The sequence below is a fragment of the Kitasatospora sp. NPDC001309 genome (assembly GCF_042896295.1).
Classification (GTDB): Bacteria; Actinomycetota; Actinomycetes; order Streptomycetales; family Streptomycetaceae; genus Kitasatospora.
On the sequence record NZ_JBIAXC010000001.1, the window covers coordinates 33,144 to 55,048 of the forward strand.

Annotated in this window: 17 protein-coding genes, 1 tRNA gene and 2 pseudogenes; 6 read left to right on the forward strand and 14 right to left on the reverse strand. The window is 75.3% G+C overall.

Annotated features, from left to right (window positions below; translation table 11 throughout):
* The first annotated feature begins 87 nt into the window (after positions 1 to 87).
* From tmk to ACFY2K_RS00155, 4 genes are all read left to right on the forward strand, one after another.
* The gene (gene tmk / locus ACFY2K_RS00140) at positions 88 to 3,456 is read left to right on the forward strand and encodes a dTMP kinase (protein WP_387708921.1); all 3,369 of its coding nucleotides are present in this window, start codon (positions 88 to 90) and stop codon (positions 3,454 to 3,456) included.
* A gap of 307 nt (positions 3,457 to 3,763) precedes the next feature.
* On the forward strand, positions 3,764 to 4,975 hold the full coding sequence (locus tag ACFY2K_RS00145) for a DNA polymerase III subunit delta' (RefSeq protein WP_375887698.1): 1,212 nt from the start codon (positions 3,764 to 3,766) through the stop codon (positions 4,973 to 4,975).
* A 350-nt stretch (positions 4,976 to 5,325) separates the two neighbouring features.
* Positions 5,326 to 6,531, forward strand: a complete 1,206-nt coding sequence (locus ACFY2K_RS00150; RefSeq protein ID WP_387708924.1) for a hypothetical protein — start codon at positions 5,326 to 5,328, stop codon at positions 6,529 to 6,531.
* A gap of 132 nt (positions 6,532 to 6,663) precedes the next feature.
* On the forward strand, positions 6,664 to 8,337 hold the full coding sequence (locus ACFY2K_RS00155) for an alpha/beta hydrolase (protein WP_387708926.1): 1,674 nt from the start codon (positions 6,664 to 6,666) through the stop codon (positions 8,335 to 8,337).
* Between the two features lie 39 nt (positions 8,338 to 8,376).
* On the opposite strand, the gene leuE is transcribed toward ACFY2K_RS00155, so the two are convergent.
* A complete protein-coding gene (gene leuE / locus ACFY2K_RS00160; protein ID WP_375887555.1) occupies positions 8,377 to 9,033 on the reverse strand; it encodes a leucine efflux protein LeuE in 657 nt (218 codons plus the stop codon).
* Between the two features lie 196 nt (positions 9,034 to 9,229).
* Between leuE and ACFY2K_RS00165 the strand changes: the two genes are divergently transcribed.
* A tRNA-Thr gene (locus ACFY2K_RS00165) sits at positions 9,230 to 9,303 on the forward strand.
* An 89-nt stretch (positions 9,304 to 9,392) separates the two neighbouring features.
* Here ACFY2K_RS00165 and ACFY2K_RS00170 read toward each other — a convergent pair.
* From ACFY2K_RS00170 to ACFY2K_RS00230, 13 genes and pseudogenes are all read right to left on the reverse strand, one after another.
* Positions 9,393 to 10,037 (reverse strand): LuxR C-terminal-related transcriptional regulator, encoded by a 645-nt coding sequence (locus ACFY2K_RS00170; RefSeq protein WP_380588310.1) that lies wholly within the window; start codon positions 10,035 to 10,037, stop codon positions 9,393 to 9,395.
* Entirely contained in the window at positions 10,001 to 11,320 is a 1,320-nt protein-coding gene (locus ACFY2K_RS00175) for a histidine kinase (protein WP_380529423.1), read from the reverse strand. Before ACFY2K_RS00175 ends, ACFY2K_RS00170 begins: the two co-directional genes overlap by 37 nt.
* Positions 11,321 to 11,413: 93 nt before the next feature.
* Positions 11,414 to 11,895: pseudogene (locus ACFY2K_RS00180) on the reverse strand (MaoC family dehydratase).
* A gap of 111 nt (positions 11,896 to 12,006) precedes the next feature.
* Positions 12,007 to 12,666: pseudogene (locus tag ACFY2K_RS00185) on the reverse strand (2,3-diaminopropionate biosynthesis protein SbnB); the annotation flags it as partial.
* Between the two features lie 136 nt (positions 12,667 to 12,802).
* Positions 12,803 to 14,515: a phytoene desaturase family protein gene (locus tag ACFY2K_RS00190; RefSeq protein ID WP_387708931.1), complete on the reverse strand. Its 1,713-nt coding sequence runs from the start codon at positions 14,513 to 14,515 to the stop codon at positions 12,803 to 12,805.
* A 32-nt stretch (positions 14,516 to 14,547) separates the two neighbouring features.
* Positions 14,548 to 15,276 (reverse strand): 3-oxoacyl-ACP reductase FabG, encoded by a 729-nt coding sequence (gene fabG / locus ACFY2K_RS00195; RefSeq protein WP_387708934.1) that lies wholly within the window; start codon positions 15,274 to 15,276, stop codon positions 14,548 to 14,550.
* A complete protein-coding gene (locus tag ACFY2K_RS00200; RefSeq protein WP_387708936.1) occupies positions 15,273 to 15,539 on the reverse strand; it encodes a hypothetical protein in 267 nt (88 codons plus the stop codon). The genes fabG and ACFY2K_RS00200 overlap by 4 nt, the downstream gene beginning before the upstream one ends.
* 94 nt (positions 15,540 to 15,633) lie before the next feature.
* Positions 15,634 to 16,485, reverse strand: coding sequence for a 3-oxoacyl-ACP synthase (locus tag ACFY2K_RS00205; protein WP_387708939.1), 852 nt, complete (start codon positions 16,483 to 16,485; stop codon positions 15,634 to 15,636).
* A gap of 144 nt (positions 16,486 to 16,629) precedes the next feature.
* Entirely contained in the window at positions 16,630 to 17,226 is a 597-nt protein-coding gene (locus tag ACFY2K_RS00210; protein WP_380529413.1) for a hypothetical protein, read from the reverse strand.
* Between the two features lie 196 nt (positions 17,227 to 17,422).
* On the reverse strand, positions 17,423 to 19,003 hold the full coding sequence (locus ACFY2K_RS00215) for an ABC transporter permease subunit (RefSeq protein ID WP_387708942.1): 1,581 nt from the start codon (positions 19,001 to 19,003) through the stop codon (positions 17,423 to 17,425).
* The gene (locus ACFY2K_RS00220; protein WP_380529409.1) at positions 18,997 to 19,938 is read right to left on the reverse strand and encodes an ABC transporter ATP-binding protein; all 942 of its coding nucleotides are present in this window, start codon (positions 19,936 to 19,938) and stop codon (positions 18,997 to 18,999) included. The genes ACFY2K_RS00215 and ACFY2K_RS00220 overlap by 7 nt, the downstream gene beginning before the upstream one ends.
* Positions 19,939 to 20,048: 110 nt before the next feature.
* Positions 20,049 to 20,648: a TrmH family RNA methyltransferase gene (locus ACFY2K_RS00225; protein WP_380529407.1), complete on the reverse strand. Its 600-nt coding sequence runs from the start codon at positions 20,646 to 20,648 to the stop codon at positions 20,049 to 20,051.
* Positions 20,645 to 21,289: a class I SAM-dependent methyltransferase gene (locus ACFY2K_RS00230; protein WP_380529405.1), complete on the reverse strand. Its 645-nt coding sequence runs from the start codon at positions 21,287 to 21,289 to the stop codon at positions 20,645 to 20,647. The genes ACFY2K_RS00225 and ACFY2K_RS00230 overlap by 4 nt, the downstream gene beginning before the upstream one ends.
* Before the next feature lie 379 nt (positions 21,290 to 21,668).
* Here ACFY2K_RS00230 and ACFY2K_RS00235 point away from each other — a divergent pair, with 379 nt between their 5' ends.
* Positions 21,669 to 21,866: a hypothetical protein gene (locus ACFY2K_RS00235; protein WP_375887489.1), complete on the forward strand. Its 198-nt coding sequence runs from the start codon at positions 21,669 to 21,671 to the stop codon at positions 21,864 to 21,866.
* Positions 21,867 to 21,905: the final 39 nt, after the last annotated feature.

The following is a 21,905-nucleotide window of genomic DNA, read 5'->3' on the forward strand; positions in this document are numbered from 1 at the left end:
GCAGGGATCGTCACAGGCCGGTGATGAGGGCGAACCGGAACCCCCTTCGTCTCAATCCGGCAAAGCCCAGCCCGCTACGCTGACCGTATGACGAGCGAGGAGCAGCCCACCCCCAGCGCCGCCCCGGCCGCCGGAGCCACCGGGCCCGACCTGCCCGAGGTCGCGCCCGCCGGCACCCCGGTGGACCGGGCCCGGGCGCTGCTGCGGACCAGGCCCTACCGGCGCCTGTGGACCACCCAGCTGATCGGCGGCACCGCCGACCGGCTCGGGCTGCTGGTGCTGCTCGCGCTCACCGTGATCGCCGTCGCCCAGGGCGGGCAGTTCGGCGACCTGCCGCGCAGCCTCGCCTTCGCCGTGGCAGCCGTCCTCGCCGCCCGGGTGGCGGCCACCGGGCTGGTCGGCGTGGCGCTGCTGGAGCCGGTGCACCAGTTGGTCGCCGGCAAGCTCGACCGGCGCTGGACGCTGGTCGGCGCCGACGCGCTGAGCGCCCTGCTGATCGGGCTCGCGCCCTGGTGGACGGTCTGGCTGGGCTCCGGCCCCCGGCCCTCCGGCGGGGCCGGCTACGTGCTGCTCGCCACCGTGTTCCTCACCGGTACGGCCGAGCGGGTCCGGGGGATCGCCAGGGCCGTCGCCGTCCCCGGCCTGCTGCCGCCGGCCAACCCGTACGCCCCGGCCGCCGAGCGGCGGCCGGCCGCCGCCAACCTGGACACCGTCCGGAGCATCGACCGGTTCACCGGCTGGGTCACCGTGCCGCTCGGCGCCCTCGGCCTGGTCGCGTTCACCCTGGTCAACAACGTCGGTGCGGCGCTCGGCTCGGACTGGCTGCGCGCCCACCAGCTGACCTTCGCGGCGCTCGGCGCGGCCGGCCTGTTCACCGCCGCGGCCGTCCGCGGCCACCTCCAGCAGCTGCCCGGCGGCCCCGTGGCCGTCGCCCCGCACTCGCCGCTGACCGGCCTGCGCGCCCCGACCGACGCGACCCCCGGCCCCGCCCTGGGCAAGGGCCGCACCGGCAGCGCCCCGTACTTCACCTTCGCCGTCGCGGCCGGCTACGCCTCGATGGCGGGCGTCGCCGCCCTGGCGCTGCTCACCGCCGCCGAGCACCGGGCCGGACCGATCGGCTACGGCCTGGTCGTGCTCGCCGCGGCCAGTGCCCCGGCGCTGGGCGCCCGGCTCACCCGGGCCACCCTGCCCTCGCTCTCCCGCCGCCGGCTGCTCGCGCTGGCGTTGCTCGCCGAGGGCGTCGCGCTGATCCTGGCCGGGCTGGTGCTGGACTTCGTGCTGGTCCTGCTGCTCACCGTGCTGGCCGGACTGGCCGCCGGGATCGTCGTCTCCGCCGGGCGGGGCCTGCTCGCCCAGGAGGTCGAGGAGGCCCGGCTGTCCAAGGTCACCGAGCACCTGTACGCGGTGCTGCGGGCCGTGGTCGCCGCCGCGCTGGTCGTCGTCCCGCTGATCGCCGCCGGGTACGGGGACGTCGAGTACGGCACCGTCGAGCCCGGCTCGTTCACCTTCATCCACGGCGGCGGCGCCCTCGCCGTCGCCACCGCGGGGCTGCTCACCCTCGTCCTCGCCGCCGTCGTGCTGCTGCGCACCGACGACCGGCGCGGCACCGTGCCGTTCGGCCGGGACCTGGTCGACGCCGTCCGCGGCGGCAGCGGCCCGGTGCCGCACCGGGGCGCCGGCACCGGCTTCTTCATCGCCCTGGAGGGCGGCGACGGCGCCGGCAAGTCCACCCAGGCCCAGGCACTCGCCGAGTGGATCCGCGGCAAGGGGCACGAGGTCGTGCTCACCCGCGAGCCCGGCGGCAGCCCGGTCGGCCAGCGGCTGCGCGGCCTCGTCCTGGACGTCGGCAACACCGGCCTGTCGCACCGCGCCGAGGCGCTGATCTACGCGGCCGACCGCGCGGAGCACGTCGAGAACGTCATCCGGCCGGCCCTCGCCCGCGGCGCCGTGGTGATCACCGACCGGTACATGGACTCCTCCATCGCCTACCAGGGCGCCGGGCGCGACCTGGCCGCCACCGAGGTCGCCCGGATCTCCCGCTGGGCGACCGGCGGACTGCTGCCCGACCTCACCGTGGTGCTGGACGTCGACCCGACCCGGGCCCGGCAGCGCTTCACCGAGGCGCTCGACCGGCTGGAGTCCGAGCCCACCGAGTTCCACCAGCGGGTCCGGGCCGGCTTCCTCGCCCTCGCGGCCGCCGACCCGGCGCGCTACCTGGTGGTGGACGGCAGCCAGGCCCCCGGCTTCGTCACCACCGCCATCCGCCACCGGCTCGACCGCGAGCTGCCGCTCTCCGAGCAGGAGAAGGCCGCCCGCGCCGAGCAGGAGCGGTTGGCCAAGGAGGAGGCCGAGCGGCGCGCTGCCGAGGAGGCCCGCAGGAAGGCCGAGGAGGAGGCCGCCGAGCGCAAGCGCCAGGAGGTGCTGGCGCAGCTGCGGGCCGAGCAGGCCGAGCAGGAGCGGCTCGCCAAGGAGGAGGCCGAGCGGGTCGCCGCCGAGGCGCGGCGCAAGGCCGAGGAGGAGGCCCGCCGCCGGGCCGAGCAGGAAGCCCGTCGCCGGGCCGAGGAAGAGGCTCGCCGTCGGGCGGAGGAAGAGGTCCGGCTGGCGGCGGAGGCCGCCGAACGGAAGCGGATCGCCGACGAGGCGGCCGCCCAGGCCGAGCTCCAGCGGCAGCGGGAGCTGGCGCGCGAGGAGCAGCGGCGCCGGGCGGAGGAGGCGCTGCAGCGGGCCGAGGAGGCCCGGCTGGCGCAGGCCGCCGCGCTCGCGGCTGCGGCTGCTGCGGCGCAGACGGCTGCGGACCGGGCCGGTGCGGCGGCGACGGCGGAGCTCCGGGCGGTTCGGGACACGCCTCGGGACGAGCCTCGGGACGCGCCTCGGGACACTTCTCGGGACGCGGCGGGCGGCCTCGGCGACGAGGCGACGCGGGAGCTGACGCCGCAGGACCGGCAGGCGGCCGTCCGGGCGGCTGAGGCCGCTGAGGCCGCTAAGGCCGCGAGGGCGGCTGAGGCTGTTGAGGCGACCACCCGGCTGCCGAAGGTGCCGGCCGTCGACGAGACCGCGGTGCTGCCGAAGGTGCCTGCGGTGGACGAGACGGCCGTGCTGCCGAGGGTTCCCGCCGTGGACGAGACGGCGGTGCTGCCGCGGGTCGGTCCGGGGCGTCCCGGCGAGCCGGTGGACAGTACCCGTGAGCTGCCGGTGGTTCCGCAGGCCGGCGAGTCACAGTCCGGCGAGTCGCAGTCCACCGCCGAGCGGCCGAGGCCGGACTGGGCCGAGGAGACGCCGATGGACGACCTGCCGAGCCTCACCGACACGCTGCTCGGCTCGCGGGACGAGTGGGCGCACTGGGAGCACGGCGGAGACCGGGCCGACCCCGGCCGCGGTGGCGGGGACGACCGCGGCGAGGACGGCGGCAAGGGCAAGGACAAGGGCAAGAGCCGCCGCTGGGGCCGACGCAGCTGAGCAGCGCTGGCCGGGAGGTCCGACGGCCGGTTGGAGGACGGGCGGTGTCGCACCGGGGGAGCCCCGGGGTGGCACCGCCCGTCGTCGTACCCGGGGCGCGCGGCTGTCGGCCGTGGGTTCGGCCGTGAGTTCGGCTGTGAGTTCGGCCGTGGGCTCGGCGGGGGTGCGGGGCGGGGCGGCGGCGGTTCGGCCGTCGTTCGCGGCCCGGTGCGCCTCGGACGGAGCAGTGGCTGTCGGAGCGGAGACGTATGCTCGACGGCGGGGAATCGGCGCCTGGCGCGCTGCCGTACGGAGCTTGGGAGCAGCAGTGGCCGTCTGGGACGACCTGGTGGGCCAGGATCGGGTGGTCGAACAGCTGACCGCCGCGGCCCGGGCGGCCGGGGCGACGGTCGAGGCCGGTCGCGGCGCCGCCGCCGACCAGGGCGGGAACGCCTCCCTGATGACGCACGCCTGGCTGTTCACCGGCCCGCCCGGCGCCGGGCAGGTCACCGCCGCGCGCGCCTTCGCCGCCGCCCTCCAGTGCACCAGCCCCGACCTCGCGCTGGGCGGCACGCCCGGCTGCGGGTTCTGCGACGGCTGCCACACCGTGCTGGCCGGCAGCCACGCCGACGTCAAGTACGTGCGGACGGACGGCCTGTCCATCGGCGTCGGCGACATGCGCGACCTGGTCCTGCGCGCCTCCAGCTACCCGACCGGCGGCCGCTGGTCGGTGATCCTGGTGGACGCCGCCCACCGGCTCACCGAGGCCGCCGCCAACGCGCTGCTCAAGGGCGTGGAGGAGCCCTCCCCGCGCACCGTCTGGCTGCTGTGCGCCCCCTCCGTCCAGGACGTGCTGCCGACCATCCGCTCGCGCTGCCGCCTGCTGGTGCTGCGCACGCCCGCCGCCGAGGCGGTCGCCGACATGCTGGTCGGCCGTGACGGCGTCGACCCGGAGACCGCCAGGCTCGCCGCGCTCGCCGGCCAGGGCGACATCGAACGCACCCGCCGCCTCGCCGTGGACGAGCAGGCCCGCACCCGCCGGGCCGAGGTGCTGCGGATCCCGCTGGAGGTCGCCGACATCGGCGGCTGCCTGACCGCCGCCCAGCGCCTGGTCGACACCGCCAAGGCGGACGCCGAGGCCCTCGCCGAGACCCAGGACACCAAGGAGACCGACGACCTCAAGGCCGCCTACGGCGCCGCCGAGGGCAGCAAGGCGCCGCGCGGCATGGCCGGGGCCGTCAAGGAGCTGGAGAAGCGGCAGAAGAGCCGGGCCACCCGCACCCGCCGGGAGACGCTCGGGGTCGCGCTGCTCGACCTGCTCGGGTTCTACCGGGACGTGCTGGCGATCCAGCTCGGCTCCACCGGTGTGCTCGCCAACGAGGACCAGCGGCAGGCGCTCGACCGGGTCGCCCGGGACGGGACGGCCGAGAACACCCTGCGCCGGATCGAGGCGGTGCTCGCCTGCCGGGTGGCGCTGGACCGCAACGTGGACCCGCTGCTCGCGGTCGAGGCGATGACGATGGCGCTGCGGGCGGGCTGAGGGGCGTCCCGGTCGGGGGCGGTTGGGCGGTTGAGCGGCTGTCGGGTTGTCGGCTCGTCAGGTCGTCAGCTGGTGTGGCTCTGCGGCCGTGCGGACGGCGGTGGGGCAGGGGCCGTACGCCGCCCGGAGGTGCCGGGGGTCGGTCCGGCGTCCCACCTTCGAGTGAACGGGCGATACTCGCCGGGCACACCCGCGTGTGACGGCGTGCCCGTTGTGCACGCTGGGGGCCGACTGTGCCCCGGCCGTACCCCGGTCCTCCCCGTCGGGAGGGCCCGCCGCCGGAGCGGTCGCCCCCCGCACGGCACCGGGTCCGGTCCGGCGCCGGCCCTCGTCCCGAGGTGGTGCGTTCCGTGGTTCGTCCGCTCCTCGTCATTCCCCTGCTGGCTGCCGCCATCGGCGGACTCTGGCTGGCGCGTGGTGCGCTCCAGCGCTGGCGCGACCTGCAGTCCGCCGCGACCTACGAACTGGCGGGCGACCGGTGGCCGATGCTGGTCCGGGCGGGAGGGGCGATGGTCTGCGGGGTGTGCGTCACCGCGTTGACGCTGCTCACCGCGCTCGGGGCGTTCGGTGGTCTCGGGCACGGCCCGTCCTCGACGGACCGGACCGAATCGGCTGTCGACGCGGCCGCGGCCGGGGCCTGGTCGGGCTCCGCGCCGGGGACGGCGGGCCGGCAGCAGGCGGCGCCGCCCGTCGCCACCGAGCCGGCCGCGGGTGCGGCGGGTGCGTCGGGTGCGGCAGGTGCGTCGGGGGCGGGTGCGGCGGGTGCCTCGGCGTCGGCGGCCGCCCCCGCCGTGGTCAGTCGCTTCGACAGCGTGGGGCACCCGGGCGGCGGCGAACTGCTGCAGTCCGCCGTGCTCGGCCCCGACGGGAAGCCGCGCAACGTCCGGGTCTGGCTGCCCGCGCAGTACGCCAAGGAGCCCAACGCGCGCTTCCCGGTCGTCGTGATGCACGCCGCCACCCCGGGCAAGACCGCCGACGCCGAGGTCCCGGACGTCTTCGAGGGCGTCGGCGCCGCCCTGCAGGCCGGCCGCGCCCGTCCGTTCATCCTGGTCGCCCCCGAGGCGCCGAACGGCACCGCGCACCCCTGCGAACTGGTCGCCGCCGCCCCGGCCGCCGTCGCCGACGACGCGGCCCTGCGCACCACCATCGCCGCCTCCTTCCGCACCCTCCAGCCCGGCCCGGCCTCCTGGGGCACCCTCGGGGTCGACGGCGGCGCGCCGTGCGCCGCCGCGGCCGGGCTCTCCCGCCCGGACCTGTACGGCGCCGCCGCCGCCGTCTCCGGCCGCTACGACACCGCCGCGCTCACCCAGACCGGCGCCGAGGCCCCGGCGGGCAGCTCGGCCAAGCTGCTGCTCGCCGCCGCCAAGGGCGACGCCGCCGGGCTCGACGCGGCCCGCAAGCTGCAGGCCTCGCTCAAGGCCGCTCCGGGCCCGGCGGCCAAGGCCGAGGTGCGGATCTCGGACAACGTGCAGGACTACTCGGCGGACCGGGAGCGGCTGCGACTGGTCCGTCAGGCGGCACAGTTCCTGGCCGAGGCGCTGGCCAAGGCTTCCTGAGCGACGCTGGTGGAGGCGCCGTGAGCGCCGGCCGAGCCGGCGTTACGCTGCCCGGTGCCCGGGGTGGGTACCGGGCAGCGGTGTTCCTTCGTTCCCGTGCGTTTCTCGGACTGGTGGGTTGGGAGGAGACGGATGAGGGGCTCCGCGCGGTTGCGTGCGGTTGCGGTGGTGCTCGCGGTCGGGCTGCTGGCGGCCTCGGCGGGCGGGTGCGGCCGGGGTTCCTCGGGGCCGGCGGGTGGGTCCGGCGCGTCCGGCGTGCCCGGACAGGCCTCCTCCGACTCGACGGGTGCGGGGGCGGGCTCGGGCGCGGGTGCGGGGTCGGGGGTGCGGCCCGGTGGTGGTGACGGTGACGGTGCCGGCGTCGGAGCCACCCCCTTGGAGCCGCTGCCCGCCGCCGTCCCCGCCGCGCTCGCGCCGTACTACGCCCAGCACCCGGCCTGGCAGTCGTGCGACGGCGGTTTCGAGTGCGCCACCTTCCGGGTCCCGATGGACTACGACCACCCCGGTGACGGTGAGCTCACCCTCGCGGCCGCCCGCGCCGCCGCCCTGCCCGACACCCCCCGGGCGGGCTCGCTGCTGCTCAACCCGGGCGGGCCCGGCGGCTCGGCGGTCGAGTACCTGGAGGCCGTCGCCGGGACGTACGACCGCACGGTGCGCGCCCGGTACGACCTGGTCGGCCTCGACCCGCGGGGGGTCGGCCGCAGCAACCCGGTCAGCTGCCTGAACGGCGAGCGGATGGACGCCTTCACCGCCGCCGATCTGGCTCCCGGCGACCAGGGGGCGGTCGACGCGCTGGTCGCCGTCGACAAGGAGTTCGCCGAGGGCTGCCGCAGGCAGGCCGGGACCGCGCTCGGCCACCTCAGCACCGTCGAGTCCGCCCGCGACATGGACGTGCTGCGCGCCCTGCTCGGCGACGAGCGGCTCAACTTCGTCGGAAAGTCGTACGGCACCTTCCTCGGCGCCACCTACGCGGGCCTGTTCCCGACCCGGGTCGGGCGGGTGGTGCTGGACGGCGCCATGGACCCGGCGCTCGACTCCGTCACCGGCAACCGCACCCAGGCCGGCGGCTTCGAGACCGCCTGGACCGCCTTCGCCGAGGACTGCGCCAAGCGCGAGGACTGCCCGCTCGGCCGCACCGGACAGCAGGTCGGCGACCAGCTCACCGCCCTGCTCGCGACCGTCCACGCCCACCCGCTGCCCAGCACCGACAACGGGCGCCGGCTCACCGAGGCCCAGGCCACCACCGGCGTCGTCCAGGCCATGTACGCCGAGTTCCTCTGGCCCAAGCTGCGCACCGCGCTCACCGACGCCAGGGCCGGCGACGGCACCGGGCTGCTCAAGCTCTCCGACGCCTACTACGGGCGCGAGGCGGACGGCTCCTACCCCAACCTGATGTTCGCCAACACGGCGGTCAACTGCCTCGACCTGCCCGCGCCGTTCCGCTCGCCCGAGGACGTCCAGCGGGCGGTGCCGGACTTCGAACGCGCCTCGCCGCACTTCGGCCGCGACATGGCCTGGATGGCCCTGACCTGTGCCTACTGGCCCGTCCGGGCCACCGGCGCGGCCCACACCATCCGGGCCGCCGGCGCCGCCCCGATCGTCGTCATCGGCACCACCCGCGACCCGGCCACCCCCTACGCGTGGGCCCGCTCCCTCACCGGACAGCTGGAATCCGGCCGCCTGCTCACCTACGACGGCGACGGCCACACCGCGTACGGGCGGCGCAGCAGCTGCGTCGACGGCGCGGTCAACCGCTTCCTGCTCACCGGGGAGGCGCCGGACCAGGGCAAGCGCTGCGACCGGTAGCCCCGGGTGGCCCCGGGGAGCGGCCGGCCGGGCCTCCGCTCAGGCGGAGGAGACCGCCAGCTTCGCGGCGAAGCCCGCGAACAGGACGGCGACACCGCTGGTCAGGGTCGCGGACAGGCGCCGGCGGCGACGGAAGGCCGTCGCGAGCGTGGTGCCCGCGAAGATCAGCAGCGAGAGGTACAGCATGCTGAAGGTCTGCAGGATCCCGCCCAGCAGCGCGAAGGAGAGCACCGGCTGCCCGTAGGACGGGTCGACGAACTGGGTGAAGAACGACAGCAGGAACAGGATCGCCTTCGGGTTCAGCAGGCTGATCACCAGCGCCCGCCGGAACGGCCGCTCACCCGCCTCCTCCACCGCCTCCGCACCGCCCGCCGGATCTGCCTCGGCCCGGTGCTCGCGCCACAGCTGGCGAGCCGCCCGCAGCATCCCGAACCCGATCCACAGCAGGTACGCGGCACCGCCGAACTTCACCACTGCGAACACTGCCGGATTGGCCTTCAACAGCGAGGCCGCCCCCAACGAGGTCAGGCTGATCAACGTGAGGTCGCCGACGAACACCCCCGCCGCGGCCCGGTACCCGGTCCGGACGCCCTTGCGGGCGGCGACCGACAGCACGTACAGCGAGTTGGGGCCGGGCAGCAGAATGATGACGAGGGCGCCGAGGACGTACGTCGCCAGGTCGTTGACACCGAACACGGTGGCTCCGGGAGTGGGGAGGGGGCTGGCAGGGGGGCGCTCATCGTAACGTCGTACCGGCGATCGACCGAAGCGAAAACCGTCCACCCGCCGCAGCACCCCCACCCCAGCCCCACCCCGGCCCCACCGCCCCGGCTACGGATCACCTGCGAACCTGTGTAGACTGACCCGCGTTGCCACCACACGTGGCAGCGGTGCCGCCTTAGCTCAGTTGGCCAGAGCAACGCACTCGTAATGCGTAGGTCGCGGGTTCGAATCCCGCAGGCGGCTCTGTAGAAGCCCCAGGACTCACTCGCCGTGACCTGGGGCTTTTGCCTTTTCTCGGCCTGGGGGCAGGACCGGTGCGCGGGTGCCGGGGGTTATTGGTCGAGGTAGGTGAGGACGGCGAGGACGCGGCGGTTGTCGGTGTCGGTGGGGAGGAGGTTGAGCTTGGTGAAGATGTTGCTGATGTGTTTGGCGACGGCCTTCTCGGTGATGAAGAGGCCCTGGGCGATGCCGGCGTTGGAGCGGCCCTGGGCGAGCCATTCGAGGACTTCGCGTTCGCGGGTGGAGAGGGCGGCGACGGATTCGTCGCGTTCCTTGCGGATGAGGAGTTGGGAGATGACCTCGGGGTCCATGGCGGTGCCGCCGTCGGCGACGCGGCGGATGGAGTCGAGGAACTGGGAGCCGTTGGTGACGCGGTCCTTGAGCATGTAGCCGACGCCGCGGCCGCCGCTGGCGAGGAGTTCGCGGGCGTAGAGGGGTTCGACGTACTGGGAGAGGAGGAGGACGGGGAGGGCTGGGGTGGTGCGGCGGGCGGTGAGGACGGCGCGCAGGCCCTCGTCGGTGAAGTTGGGGGGGAGCCGGACGTCGACGACGGCGACGTCCGGCTGGTGGTCGGTGAGGGCGCGGAGGAGGTCGGCGCCGTTGTCGACGGCGGCGGTCACCTCGTGGCCGTAGGCCTGGAGGAGGCGGATCAGGCCGTCCCTCAGGAGGAAGTGGTCTTCGGCGAGGACAATGCGCACGGGAGCTCCATGGTGACCATGGTGGGGCCGTTGACGGGGCTGCTGACGGCGAGGACGCCGTCGAAGGTGGCGAGCCGTCGTTCGATGCCGCGCAGGCCGGTGCCGCGGGTGGCGTCGGCTCCGCCGCGGCCGGTGTCCGTGACGGTGACGCGCAGCATGCCGTGATCGTAGCGAATGTCGATCCAGGCGCGGTCCGCGTGCGAGTGCTTGGAGACGTTGGTGAGGATCTCCGAGATGGCGAAGTAGGCGGCGGACTCGACGGGCATCTCGGGGCGGCCGGGGAGGTCGACCGCGACCTCGGTGGGGACCGGGCAGACCATCGCCAACGCCCGGACGGCGTCGGCCAGTCCGCGGTCGGCGAGGACCGGCGGGTGGATGCCGCGGACCAGGTTGCGGATCTCCTCCAGGGCCTTGGAGGAGGACTCCCGGGCCTCGATCAGCAGGGCGCGGACGGCGTCCGGGTTGGTCTCCAGGAGGTGCTCGGCGGCGTCCAGGGTCATGCCCATCGCGACCAGGCGGGCCTGGGCGCCGTCGTGGAGGTCGCGCTCGATCCGGCGGATCTCGGCCATCTGGGTGTCCACCGCGGTGCTGCGGGTGGTGGTGAGGTGCTCGATCCGGCTGGCCATCAGCTCCTGCTCGCTCGGGGCGAGCATCGAGCGGGTGTGGAGGGCGTGCCGGCGCACCGCGCGGGGCGCCGTCCAGAGGGCGAGCGGGAGTTGGAGCAGGCCGAGGACACCGGCCAGGACGGCGGTGGCCTGGCCGTCGATCGGGATGAACTGGTACCAGAGGCCGTCCCACTCGGTGGACAGCGGGACGCCGAAGAAGGCCAGGAAGATCCCCCAGAGGCCGCTGAGCACCAGGGCGATCGGGCCGAAGGCGAGCAGGCCGCCGGCGATCGGGTCGGTGAGGATCCAGGCGAACTCCCGGCGGGTCTGCGGGTCGCTCATGATCCAGCGGTAGCGGGCGATCGCCCCGGAGGCGCCCTCGGGGACGGGCGGCAGCGGTCCGGGCGGGCCCGGGATCCGGACGCCCGACCAGTCCTCGGCCAGGCCGCGCTGATGGGCCGCCAGGGCGCGGACCCGCTGCATCGCCCGGGGCACCAGGCCGAGGCCGGGGCCGACCAGGGAGATCGCGGTGGTGAGTCCGAGGGACCGGCCGAAGGCGGAGACGGAGAGCCAGCAGAGCGTCAACGCGCGCCGGAGTCCGGTGAGTCCGGCGGAAGCGGAGAAGCCCCTGATCTCGACCGGTGCCGGGTCGGGCCCGAGCTGCATCGTGCGGTCCATGGACGCGCTCCTCTCTGGTGCCTGCGTGCTGCTCCCGGCCGTGGTGGCCGTGGGGACCATTCTGGCGGCGGTGGGGTGCGGGGCGCGGTGGTACTAACTCCCCTCTTGGGGAGACGCCTTCGGGGTGGCGAGGAAGAGGGAGAGGGTGTCGGCGACGCAGGCCGCGCGGGTCTCGCCCTCGATCTCCACGGTCATCCGCACCGCGGCCAGGTGGCCGGCCGGTGTCTCGCGCACGCTGGTCACCCGGGCGCCGCCGCGGACCCGGCGCCGACCTTCACCGGGTGCGGGAAACGCACCTTGTCCAGGCCGAAGTTGACGCCCATGGTGACGGACTCGATCGCGAAGATGGCGCGCATCATCGCCGGCAGCAGGCCGAGCGTCAGGTAGCCGTGGACGATGGTGGTGCCGAAGGGGCCGGTGGCCGCGCGTTCCGGGTCCACGTGGATCCACTGGAGGTCGCCGGTCGCGCCGGCGAACCGGTCGACGCTCTCCTGGGTGACGACCAGCCAGTCGCTGTAGCCGAGGTGCTCGCCGGTCGCCTCGGTGAACTCGGCCAGGGTGGCAAAGGATCTCATGGGGTGATTCTCCGCCGCGGCGGCTGACGCTCAACTGACGTGCCGCTGACGGAGGGTGGGGGAGAGGGGGGGAGGGTGGAGGAGGGCCGGGGGAAGGGGGGAGGGGTGGGGTCAGCCGTAGCGCTTGAGCTCGTGGAAGAAGTCGGGGACGGTGTGCAGCCGGCCCGCCGCCAGGACCTGGTCGTGGACGTGCTTGGCGACGGCCAGGTCGAGCACGCCGAGGCCGAACGGGGAGAAGACCACCGTGCGGTCGGCGGGCGGGGTGATCGTGCCGGTGAGCACGTCGTACAGCGTGCCGGCCACGAACGCGCGGTGGCCGACGCGCTGTTCGGCCAGGTGCGGGGAGGTGCCGGCCTTGAGGCAGTGGTCGATGTCGTCGACCACGTTCCAGGAGTCGAGGACGATCTCCGGGGAGAGGTCGCGCAGCGAGATGTGCAGCACGAGCGGGTGGTGGGCGAACCAGGCCGGGTCCGTCACGTGCGGTTCGCCGGCCACGGTGGCGAAGACGACCAGGTCGGCGGAGCGGACCAGGTCCTCGGGCTTCTCGTGGACGGTGACGGCCAGGTCCTCGCCCTCGGCCCGGCGCAGGTAGTCGGCGAAGCCGTGGGCGTGGTCGGCGGAGAGGTCGTGGACGCCGGCCTCGGTGAAGTCGAAGCCGTTGGCGGCGAGGTAGGTGTGGAGGTAGCGGGCGATCAGGCCGACCCCGAAGAAGCCGACCCGGCGCGGGCGTTCGCCGCGGGCGTCGGCCAGCCGGGCGGCCTCGACGGTGGCGATGACGTCCTGCTCGTGGCCGTGCAGGGCCTCGTGCACCTGGGCGCCGGGGACGACGGCGAAGGTCGGGGCACCGGTCATGGGAACACTGGTCATGGGAACACTGCTCCTGCTCGGGTGCGGTACGGGAGTGGGTTCAGCCGATCCGGGCGAGGCCCTTGGCGCCCTGCCGGGCGCGCCCGCGGGAGACCAGCAGCGGGTCCCAGTCGGGGCCGCGGTCGGGGAGCCTGGCCGGGTCGCCGAGCACGGCGCCCGCGGCGACCTCGGTCAGCAGCGGGCGGTCGAGGATCTGCCCGGCGGCGACGATGCCGCCGGTGGCGACCGCGCTCAGGCCGCTGCCGAAGCGGGTGCTCTGGCCGACCACGTACAGGCCCTCGACGTCGGTGCGCACGTCGGGCCGCTTGCTGACGTTGCCCCAGCGGGCCATGCCGTACGGGGTGCCGCCGCTGCTGCGGGTGTAGCGCTCGTGGCTGAGCGGGGTGGCCGTCTCCAGGTGGGTGATGCGGTCCCGGAAGGGGCCGACCACCTTCTCGGCGGCGGTCACCATCAGTTCGGTGAACTGCTGCTTGCGCGCCTGGTAGGCGGCGTCGCGGCGGTAGGGCTCGCCGTCCACCGGGCCGCCGCGGACGCCCCAGAAGTCGTAGCCGGGCGGGCAGAGGGTGAGCAGCTGGAAGTTGGAGTGGCCGGGCGGGCAGACCGCGGTGGCGTCCGGGTCCTTGCGGGAGGCGAAGGAGAACATCAGCTGGGGTATCGAGTCCACCGTGCCGTCGCGTTCCCAGCGCTCGATCATGGCGGCGTGCGCGGCCTCCATGTCGTCGCTGCCGTGCCACCAGAGGTTGGCGTTGGGCAGGCCGGGCAGCTCGGTGTCGAGGGCGATGTACACCGCGACCAGGGCGCCGCGCATGGTGGCCGCGCGGGTCCGGTCGACCAGGTCGGCGGGGAAGGCCCGTTCGCCGCCGCACAGGTCGAGCACGGTGCGGCGGTAGTCGGCGTTGGAGATCACCAGGGGGGCGGAGATCCGGGTGCCGTCGGTGAGTTCGACGCCGGTGGCGCGACCCTCCTCGATCAGGATCCGGCGCACCTCGCAGCGGGTGCGCAGCTCGCCGCCGTACGACTCCAGGGCCTCGACGAAGGCGGCCACCAGGACCTGCCCGCCGCCCTCCGGGTAGTAGGCGCCGCGCAGGTAGTGGTCGAGCATCGCGGCGTGCTCGGCGAAGGTGATGCCGTCCGGCATGGTGCCGTAGTTGCCGGCCTGGGCGGCGAGCAGGGTGCGGGCCTTGGGCGAGAGGCCGCAGTGGTCCAGGGCCTCGGCGAGGGTCCGGGCCCGGCGGGCCCAGCGCATGGTGTCCGGGTACTGGCGGAACAGGTCGACCATGGGGCGGCCGAGCAGGGCCTCCCGGGTGGCTCCGGCCACCGTCTCGGCGAGGTGGACGAAGCGGTCGACGCCCTCGGCCTCCTCGGGCAGGGCCGCGCGCAGCCGGTCCCGGTAGCCCGGCCAGCCGGCCGGCACGTCCAGGGTGGCGGTGGGGGTGATGATCCGGTCGAAGCCCTGCTCGTTGTCCATCGGGCGGAAGGACACCCGGTCGCGGACGCCGAGTCCGGACAGGATCGCGGGGAAGATGCCGTCCGGCCCGCAGTCGCCGACGTAGTGGGTGCCGACGTCGAACTCGTACTTGCGCCGGCGGCGGAAGACGTGGGCGTTGCCGCCGGCCACGTCGTGCTGTTCGAGGACGAGCACGCTGCGCCCGTCGGCGGCCAGGTAGGCCGCGCTGACCAGTCCGCCGAGGCCGCTGCCGACCACGATCGCGTCGTAGTGGTCTCTGCCGCCCCCGGCCGTCGGACCCTGCACTTCCCGCATTCCCGCCCCCACTCGTCGGACCATCAGAACGTGCCGCCGCCGTGGATCTCGAAGACCGACCCGCTGATGTACGCCGCCCGGTCGGACAGCAGGAAGGAGACCAGGTCGGCCACCTCTTCCGGCTTGCCGACCCGCCCGAGCGCAACGCTCCCCAGCATCCGTTCCAGCGCTGCCCCGGACATCCCGCCGACCATGTCGGTCGCGATCAGGCCCGGGGCGACCACGTTGGCCCGCACGCCGCGCGGGCCGCACTCCTTGGCCAGGGATTTGGTGAAGCCGATGATCCCCGCCTTCGAGGCGGCGTAGTTGGCCTGGCCGACGTTACCGTAAATCCCGGACACTGACGACAGGTTGACGATCACTCCGGTGCGCCGCTTGCTCATCGCGAAGGCCGCCGCGCGGCACACGTGGTAGACGCCGTCCAGGTGCGTGCGCAGCACTTCGTCCCAGTCGGATTCGGGCATCAGGATCACCGGACGGTCCCTGGCGATGCCCGCCGAGGTGACCGCGGCGTCGACCGGGCCGAGGTCGCGCTCGGTGCGGGCGAACCAGTCGCGGACCGCGGCGGAGTCGGCCACGTCGCAGCGGGTCGCGGTGATCCGGGTGCCGGCCTCCCCGGCCTCCTTGACCAGCCGGTCGGCGGCGTCGGCGTCGGCGCGGTAGCAGAAGGCGACGTCGTAGCCGTCCCGGGCGAGGCGGAGCACGATCGCCCGGCCGATGCCCCGGGAGCCGCCGCTGACCAGGGCGATCATGCGTCGGCTCCGTTCGGGGCGGTCGGGTTCGGGGTGGTCGGGTGCGGGGCGGTCTGCTTCGGGGTGGTGGTCGCGGCGGGAACGGTGGCCGGGGCCAGCAGGCGGAGCACCGCGCAGCCGACCGCGCCGTCCCGGTCGACGGCGGTGACCAGGGCGGTCCGGCCCGCCGCGGCCGGTTCGGTCTCGGCGGTGCTGAGCAGCGCCTGGATCTGGAAGGTCGCGGCGGCCGGGCCGGGGTCCAGCAGCTGCTGGTGGCCGGTCACGGGCCTTCGGCCCGGGTTGCTTGCGCCTTCGGCGCTGCGCGGCGGCTTCGCCGCGGCCCCCGCCGCCTCACCCCGGAGGAGCGAGCCCTCAGGCTCAAGAGCTGGGAGCCGTACGTCGGCCAGGCCGTCCGCCCGCTCCGGCGGCTCCAGCGGCCCGGCGGGAAGGGTCGAGGAAGACCTTCTCCAGCGGCAGCCCGAGGTCCTTGCAGACGCCGAGCCAGGACAGCCGGTTGACGTTGTGCGGCAGCACCAGCGCCAACTCGTCGATCCCGCAGCCCGCTTCGGCCAGCGCCGCGGCGATCACCTCGCACAGGCCGGGCCCGTAGAGGTCCTGGAACTCCTTGGCGGCGACCTCGCCCATGATGAACTCGTCGCCGAACCGCGGGTAGGTGCGCGCCGCGTAGCCCGTCATCCGGTCCGGGCCGGAGCGGTCCGCGCTCACCAGGACGGCGGCGGTGCCCTCGCCCATCACGGTGACGTCCGGGATGGACTGGGTCTGCGCGGTGAAGGCCTTCTCCCCGGCGACGACCAGGGCGAGCGCGTTCGGGTCCGGGTCGGCGGCGAGCAGGGTGCCGGCCAGGTCCAGGGCGAGCAGGCCGGAGGCGCAGGCGTGGTGCGAGACGACGAACGCGGCGGCGTGCTCCAGGCCGAGTTCGGCCTGGAGCGGCCCGAGCGCGGTCAGCGGGTACGGCAGCGGCGAGGGCATGGTGCGGGCCTGGAGGACGTACTTGACGCGCTGTTCCTGGCCGCGTAGTTCGACCAGCTTGGTCGCGGCGCGCAGCAGCAGCTCGGTCTCGGTGGCCGCCGGGTCGCGGCACACCTCGGCGAGCCCGTAGAAGCGCTGGTAGCGCCGCAACTGGACGTCCGTCAGCTGGAGTCGCCGCTGGAAGCGGGCGATCGGGACGGTGTCGGGAAGGCAGCTGGAGACCGCCGTGATCGACGTCATGCCCACTACGGTGGCGCGCGGCGCTGACGGGCAGCTGACGCCGGGCTGACCGTCGCCGACTCCCGGCTGCCTGCGCAGACAGCCGGGAGTCGGCGCAGGCCCGCCGCGCCGGGCGGGCCCGCCGGTGTCGTCGCCGCCCTGGCGCTACCGGTGCAGGACGGTGCCGCCTCCGATGACCCAGAAACCGGCCGGGACGGTGCCGCACCGGGTGACCTCGGTGTGCCTCGTGGGGTCGGTCCGTTCCCAGCCGACCCGGCGCTCGCCGTGCCCGTCGGCCGGGTAGAAGGTCAGACCGGCCTCGGGGTGCTGCCCGGGCTGGAAGGGCTGCGGCTCGCCGCCGAGCGGGGTGAGCACCATCCGCGAGATCGGCCCGGTCACCGTGACGGCGCCGTCCGCGTCGACGGTCAGACAGTCGACGTCGAACTCGGCCCGGATGGTGCCGTCCTTGTCGAAGACGTGCTGCACCACGGCGTGCCCCCGGGCCCGGCCGTCGACCGTACGGGCGCTGACCTGCGCGGTGAGCCGCTCGCCGGGGTTGGCGCCCGGGCCGTGCTCGTTGAGCAGCGTCCAGCCGCGCAGAGCGAGGTGCCCGGCCGGTCCTGCGGTCGCCGCAGCCGCGGCCGCAGGTACGGGTACGGCCGCGGGCACAGCGGCGGGCGCGGCGCCGGCGGTGCCGGCCGTCCCGGCGGCGAGGGCCGTGACGGCGGTGGCGAGCGCGATGGCGGCGGTGAGCTTGCGCATGGTCGATCCTTCGATGCGTCAAGGGAGTTCGGGCTGTTGCCCGACCCCTCCAAGCTCCCAGCCCACCACCGCCCGCGGCCTCCGCCCCGGGGAGGGACCGGCTCCCCCCGGTGGGGGAACCGCGCCTCCTCCGCCCGGCCCACCGCAGGACGCCGGGGCCGTACGGTGACGGCCGCACGCGGTCACCGCGCCGCCCTCACCGCACGGCCCGGCGTATCGCCTCCAGGGCGAGCGCGGCCGCGGCCAGCGCGGCGGCCAGCCCCGCGACCGCCGCCGGGGCCGGGGCGCGGTCTCCGGAGACGCCCAGGAAGTCCAGCCCGGAGACGTGGTTGACCATCCCGTACCAGAGCATCGGGTAGACGGTCTGGAACAGCCGGGGCCCACGGCTGAGGCTGCCGCAGAGCAGGGCCAGGGCGGGCACCAGCAGCGCGCCCGCCACGGCGCCCAGCGCCGCCCGGGACTGCCCGGCGGCGGCGAGCCGCAGGGCCGGCACGGCCGTCACCGCCAGTGCCGGGACGATCCCGGCGAGCAGCCCGGCCAGCCCCCGGCGCAGCGGGGACGGGCAGGCGGCGAGCAGCTGCTCGGTGCTGCCGCCGCCGGCCCGGTGGCCCATCCGGGCCCAGAGCGGCATCGGCCAGAGCACCGCGAACGGCAGCACCGCGTGGCTCGGCCCGTCCGGTGCGACGGCCGCCGCGGCCACCGCGAGCAGGGCCGCCCCGGCCCACCAGAGCCGCTGCCCCCGCGCCAGGATCCGCAGCTCCCCGAGCAGCGCGTCGAAGCCGATCCGCCCCTGCCGGGGAGCGGCCGGTCGGGCGGGCCCCAGGGCGAAGCCCGCCGGCTCGGCGGCGACGCCGGGGCCGGGGCCGATGGTCCCGCCGCCCGCCCTGCCTGGCCGCGCCCGCCCGGTGCCCCGCCGGGCCGGATCCCCGTCGAAGCGCCGGAACCAGAGCGCCCCGACCAGCGCGATCCCCACCGCCGCGCCGACCAGCAGCACCCCCGTGGCCGCTGGTCCGCCCGCCTCGCCGGGCCCGAGCCCGGGCCAGTCGAAGGTGCCGAGCACCCGGTTGTCCGCCGTCAGGCCCACGCCGAACTCCACCCCGGCGACCGGCCGCCCGCCCGCCGCGAGCGACTCCCGGATCGAGGCGGTGATCCGCCGCATGCCCAGCAGGTCCGGCCCGCCGCCGGCCTGCGCGCCGAGCACCGTCACCAGCCAGACCGCGAACCAGACCGCCGCTCCCAGCCCGCCGCGCAGCCCGGGCACGGTGTCGAAGAGCACCGCGCACCCGGCCACCGCCGCCAGCAGCGGCAGTGTGATCAGGACGTACGGCAGCAGCAGCCGCACCGCGTCCACCCGGCCCGAGTCTCCCTTGACCAGCTGCACCGCGAGCGCCGTCCCGGCGAGCGCGAGCAGCATCGAGCCGAACAGCAGCAGGTTGCCGACGAACTTGCCCGCCAGGTAGCCCGCCCGGCTGAGCGGGGTGGCGGCGAGCAGCCGACCGACACCGCTCTGCTCGTCCCGCCCGATGCCGCCCCGGGCGATCCCGAAGCCGGCCAGCGAGAGCCAGACCGCGCCGCCGAGCGCGGTGACCGTCCCCACGTAGCCGCTGGTGTAGCGGCCGTGCAGGTCGGTCACCTGGAACACTTCCCAGCGGGAGTCGCCCACCGGCGCGGCGAGCAGCCCGAGCGCGAGCGTGCCGAGCAGCACCACCAGGTAGCCGGGCCGGCGCCGGCGCTCCCGGAAGTCGGCCAGGGCCAGCGCCCCGATGCGCGTCACCATGGCCTCACCGCCTCCGGCTGCCCGGGCCCGGTGCGGTCGGCGGTGAGCAGCAGGTAGGCGTCCTCCAGCCGGGGCGGTACGGGCCGCGCCCCGGGCGCGGGCGCCTGCCGGGAGAGCACCCGGGCCCGGACGCCCTCCGGGGTGCGGGTGGTGGCGCCGACCGGGAAGCGCGAGCGCAGCGCCGGGAGCCCGTCCGCGGCGACGGTCAGCTCCCAGACGGAGCCCTCGGCCCCGCGCAGCAGCTCCTCCGGACTGCCGTGGTGCAGCAGCCGCCCGCCGCCCATCACCGCGATCCGGTCGGCGGTGGCGGCGACGTCCGGGACGATGTGGGTGGACAGCACGACGATCCGGTCGGCGCCGAGCCCGCTGAGCAGGCTGCCGAAGCGCAGCCGCTCCTCCGGGTCGAGCCCGACCGTGGGCTCGTCCACGATCAGCAGCGCCGGGTCGTTGAGCAGCGCCTGGGCGATGCCGACCCGTTGGCGCATCCCGCCCGACATCGCGCCGAGCCGCTGCCCGGCCGCGCCGGTGAGGTTGACCAGGTCGAGGAGCTGCTCGATCCGGGCCGCGGCGGAGCGCCGCCGCAGCCCCTTGGCGGCGGCCAGGTAGGCGAGGAACTCGCGGGCGGTGAGCTGCGGGTAGACGCCGAAGTCCTGCGGCAGGTAGCCGACGGCGCGGCGCAGCGGCCCGGGCCGGCGGGCGATGTCCACCCCCTCCCACAGCACCCGCCCCGAGGTGGGCCGGGTGACCGTGGCCAGGATGCGCATCAGGCTCGACTTGCCGGCGCCGTTGGCGCCGAGCAGGCCGAGCACGCCGGGCCGGAGCGTCAGCGAGAAGGAGTCGACCGCGCGTCTGCCGCCGCGGTACTCCTTGGTGAGGTCGAGGATCTGGAGTTCGGTCACGTCCCGAATGCTTCCGGCCGGGCCGTGCCCGCACATCTGCCGTTCGGCAGATATCCGGCGGCTTCCGGCACCGGATCACGTCGGGGAACGCCGGAGGGGTGTGCCGTTCGGCACACCCCTCCGATCATCTGACGACGAATCAGATGTCAGTCCTCGTCGCCGAAGTCGCCCTCGACGTCGCCGCCGAGGTCGCCCCCGGCGTCACTCCCGTCCGGGGTGCCGCTGATCGCGTACCCCTGCCGGCGCGCCTCGTAGCAGGCCACCGTCGCGGCCGCCGAGACGTTCAGCGAGCCGACCCGGCCCAGCTGCGGCACGAACACCACCTGGTCGCAGAGCTCCAGCGCCTCGGGCGTGATCCCGCGGTCCTCGTGCCCCAGCACGAAGGCCACCGCGGGGGTCAGCCCGGCGGCGAACATCGGCACCGCGTCGTCCGCCAGCTCCAGCCCGACCACCTTGAAGCCGTCGGCCTTCGCGGCCGCGACCGCCTCGGCGACGGTCGGGAAGTGCTCCACCTTGAGGTACTTGTCGGTGCCCATCGCGGCCTTCTGCGCGCCGGACGAGCGCACCGACGGGGTGTCCCCGGTCAGGTACAGCTTCTCGGCGCCCATCGCCGCCCCGGTGCGCACCACCGAACCGACGTTGAACGGCGACTGCAGGTTCTCCAGGATCATCGCGAGCCGGAACTCGTTGCTGCGCCGCCAGGTGCGGTGCAGTCGCTTCAATTCGGTCCCGCGCAGCTGCTTCACGACGTCGTTCCCCGTCCACTCTCGGTGCCCTCGCCCGCTTCCGGGCGGGGCCGCGCTTCCAGAATCCGGAACCCGTTGACCGACGCGACCCGGGAGGTCGGGTAGCCCTGCTCGTTGAGCCACTTCTGCAGCGAGTCCGAGCCCAGGTGCTTCTGCACCACGAGGAACGCCGAGCCGTCCGGGGTCAGCCGGCCGAGCCAGTGGGTCAACAGCCCGCGCAGCTCGGCCTTGCCGATCCGGATCGGCGGGTTGGAGTAGATGGTGGCGAACCGGAGGTCCTCGGGGACCTCGTCCGGCAGCGCGGCCTGGACGTTGCCCAGCCGCAGGGCCTCCGCGTTCAGCCGGACCAGCTCCAGCGCGCGCTCGTTCACGTCCACCGCCCACACCGGGAGCCGCTTGCGGCGGGTCGCCCAGGTCAGCGCGATCGGGCCGTAGCCGCAGCCGACGTCCAGGATCGGGCCGCGGACCCGCGGCGGCGGGGCGTGCTCCAGCAGGACCCGGGTGCCCTGGTCGAGTCGGCCGTGCGAGAACACCCCCGCGTCGGTGGTGAGTTCGAGGGTCAGGTCCGGGAGCGAGACCGTGATCGGCCGGCGCTCGCTGGCGACCTCGGGCGCACTGGAGAAGTAGTGCGAGCCGGACATGGGTTCCCCGTCGTTCGTAAGGGCCGTCGTGGTCAGGCCGTCGTGCGGATGGGCCTCGGGGCCCACCGGGTGGGTGCGGGACGGCCCTGGGTACGGCACCGATCGTACCCCCGGCGGCCTGCGGGGCGTTCCGCCCGGCCCCGGGGGGACGGGCCCGCGGGCGGGGCCCCGGACCGGTCGGCGCGGCCGCCCGGGCGGCGTCCGGGCGGCGTCCGGGGCGATCGTCGCGCGGAACGCCTCCGGAGCCGGGCGGGCGTGGTCGGGGCCCGGACAACACGCCGGAGCGCCCTCGGCACGTCGCGTCCGCGCGCCCGGCGGCGGATACTGCGAGTACCGCCATCCGGGCCCTGGGAGCCTCCCGACAGTGAGGACGGACGCCATGCCGCAGAATCACGAGGACTACCTGATCGACGAGGCTGCCGAGACCGTCGAGCCCGACGACGCAGCGACCGACGGCGACGAGTACGACGAGGTCGCCGAGCGCCGGGCCGTCGGCGGGGACCCGGCCACCGACCTCGCGGACGCCGCCGAGCAGAGCCGGGTCGTCCAGCTCGACGAGGACGAGTACCGGGAGTAGCGGCAAGCGCCCACCAGCACTCACCGGCCCCCACCGGCC

Coding starts and splice junctions, on each gene's coding strand:
- tmk (WP_387708921.1), top strand. CDS start 88: ATGACGAGCGAGGAGCAGCCCACCCCCAGCGCCGCCCCGGCCGCCGGA.
- ACFY2K_RS00155 (WP_387708926.1), top strand. CDS start 6,664: ATGAGGGGCTCCGCGCGGTTGCGTGCGGTTGCGGTGGTGCTCGCGGTC.
- ACFY2K_RS00175 (WP_380529423.1), bottom strand. CDS start 11,320: ATGGACCGCACGATGCAGCTCGGGCCCGACCCGGCACCGGTCGAGATC.
- fabG (WP_387708934.1), bottom strand. CDS start 15,276: ATGATCGCCCTGGTCAGCGGCGGCTCCCGGGGCATCGGCCGGGCGATC.
- ACFY2K_RS00205 (WP_387708939.1), bottom strand. CDS start 16,485: ATGACGTCGATCACGGCGGTCTCCAGCTGCCTTCCCGACACCGTCCCG.
- ACFY2K_RS00210 (WP_380529413.1), bottom strand. CDS start 17,226: ATGCGCAAGCTCACCGCCGCCATCGCGCTCGCCACCGCCGTCACGGCC.
- ACFY2K_RS00215 (WP_387708942.1), bottom strand. CDS start 19,003: ATGGTGACGCGCATCGGGGCGCTGGCCCTGGCCGACTTCCGGGAGCGC.
- ACFY2K_RS00220 (WP_380529409.1), bottom strand. CDS start 19,938: ATGTGCGGGCACGGCCCGGCCGGAAGCATTCGGGACGTGACCGAACTC.
- ACFY2K_RS00230 (WP_380529405.1), bottom strand. CDS start 21,289: ATGTCCGGCTCGCACTACTTCTCCAGTGCGCCCGAGGTCGCCAGCGAG.
- ACFY2K_RS00235 (WP_375887489.1), top strand. CDS start 21,669: ATGCCGCAGAATCACGAGGACTACCTGATCGACGAGGCTGCCGAGACC.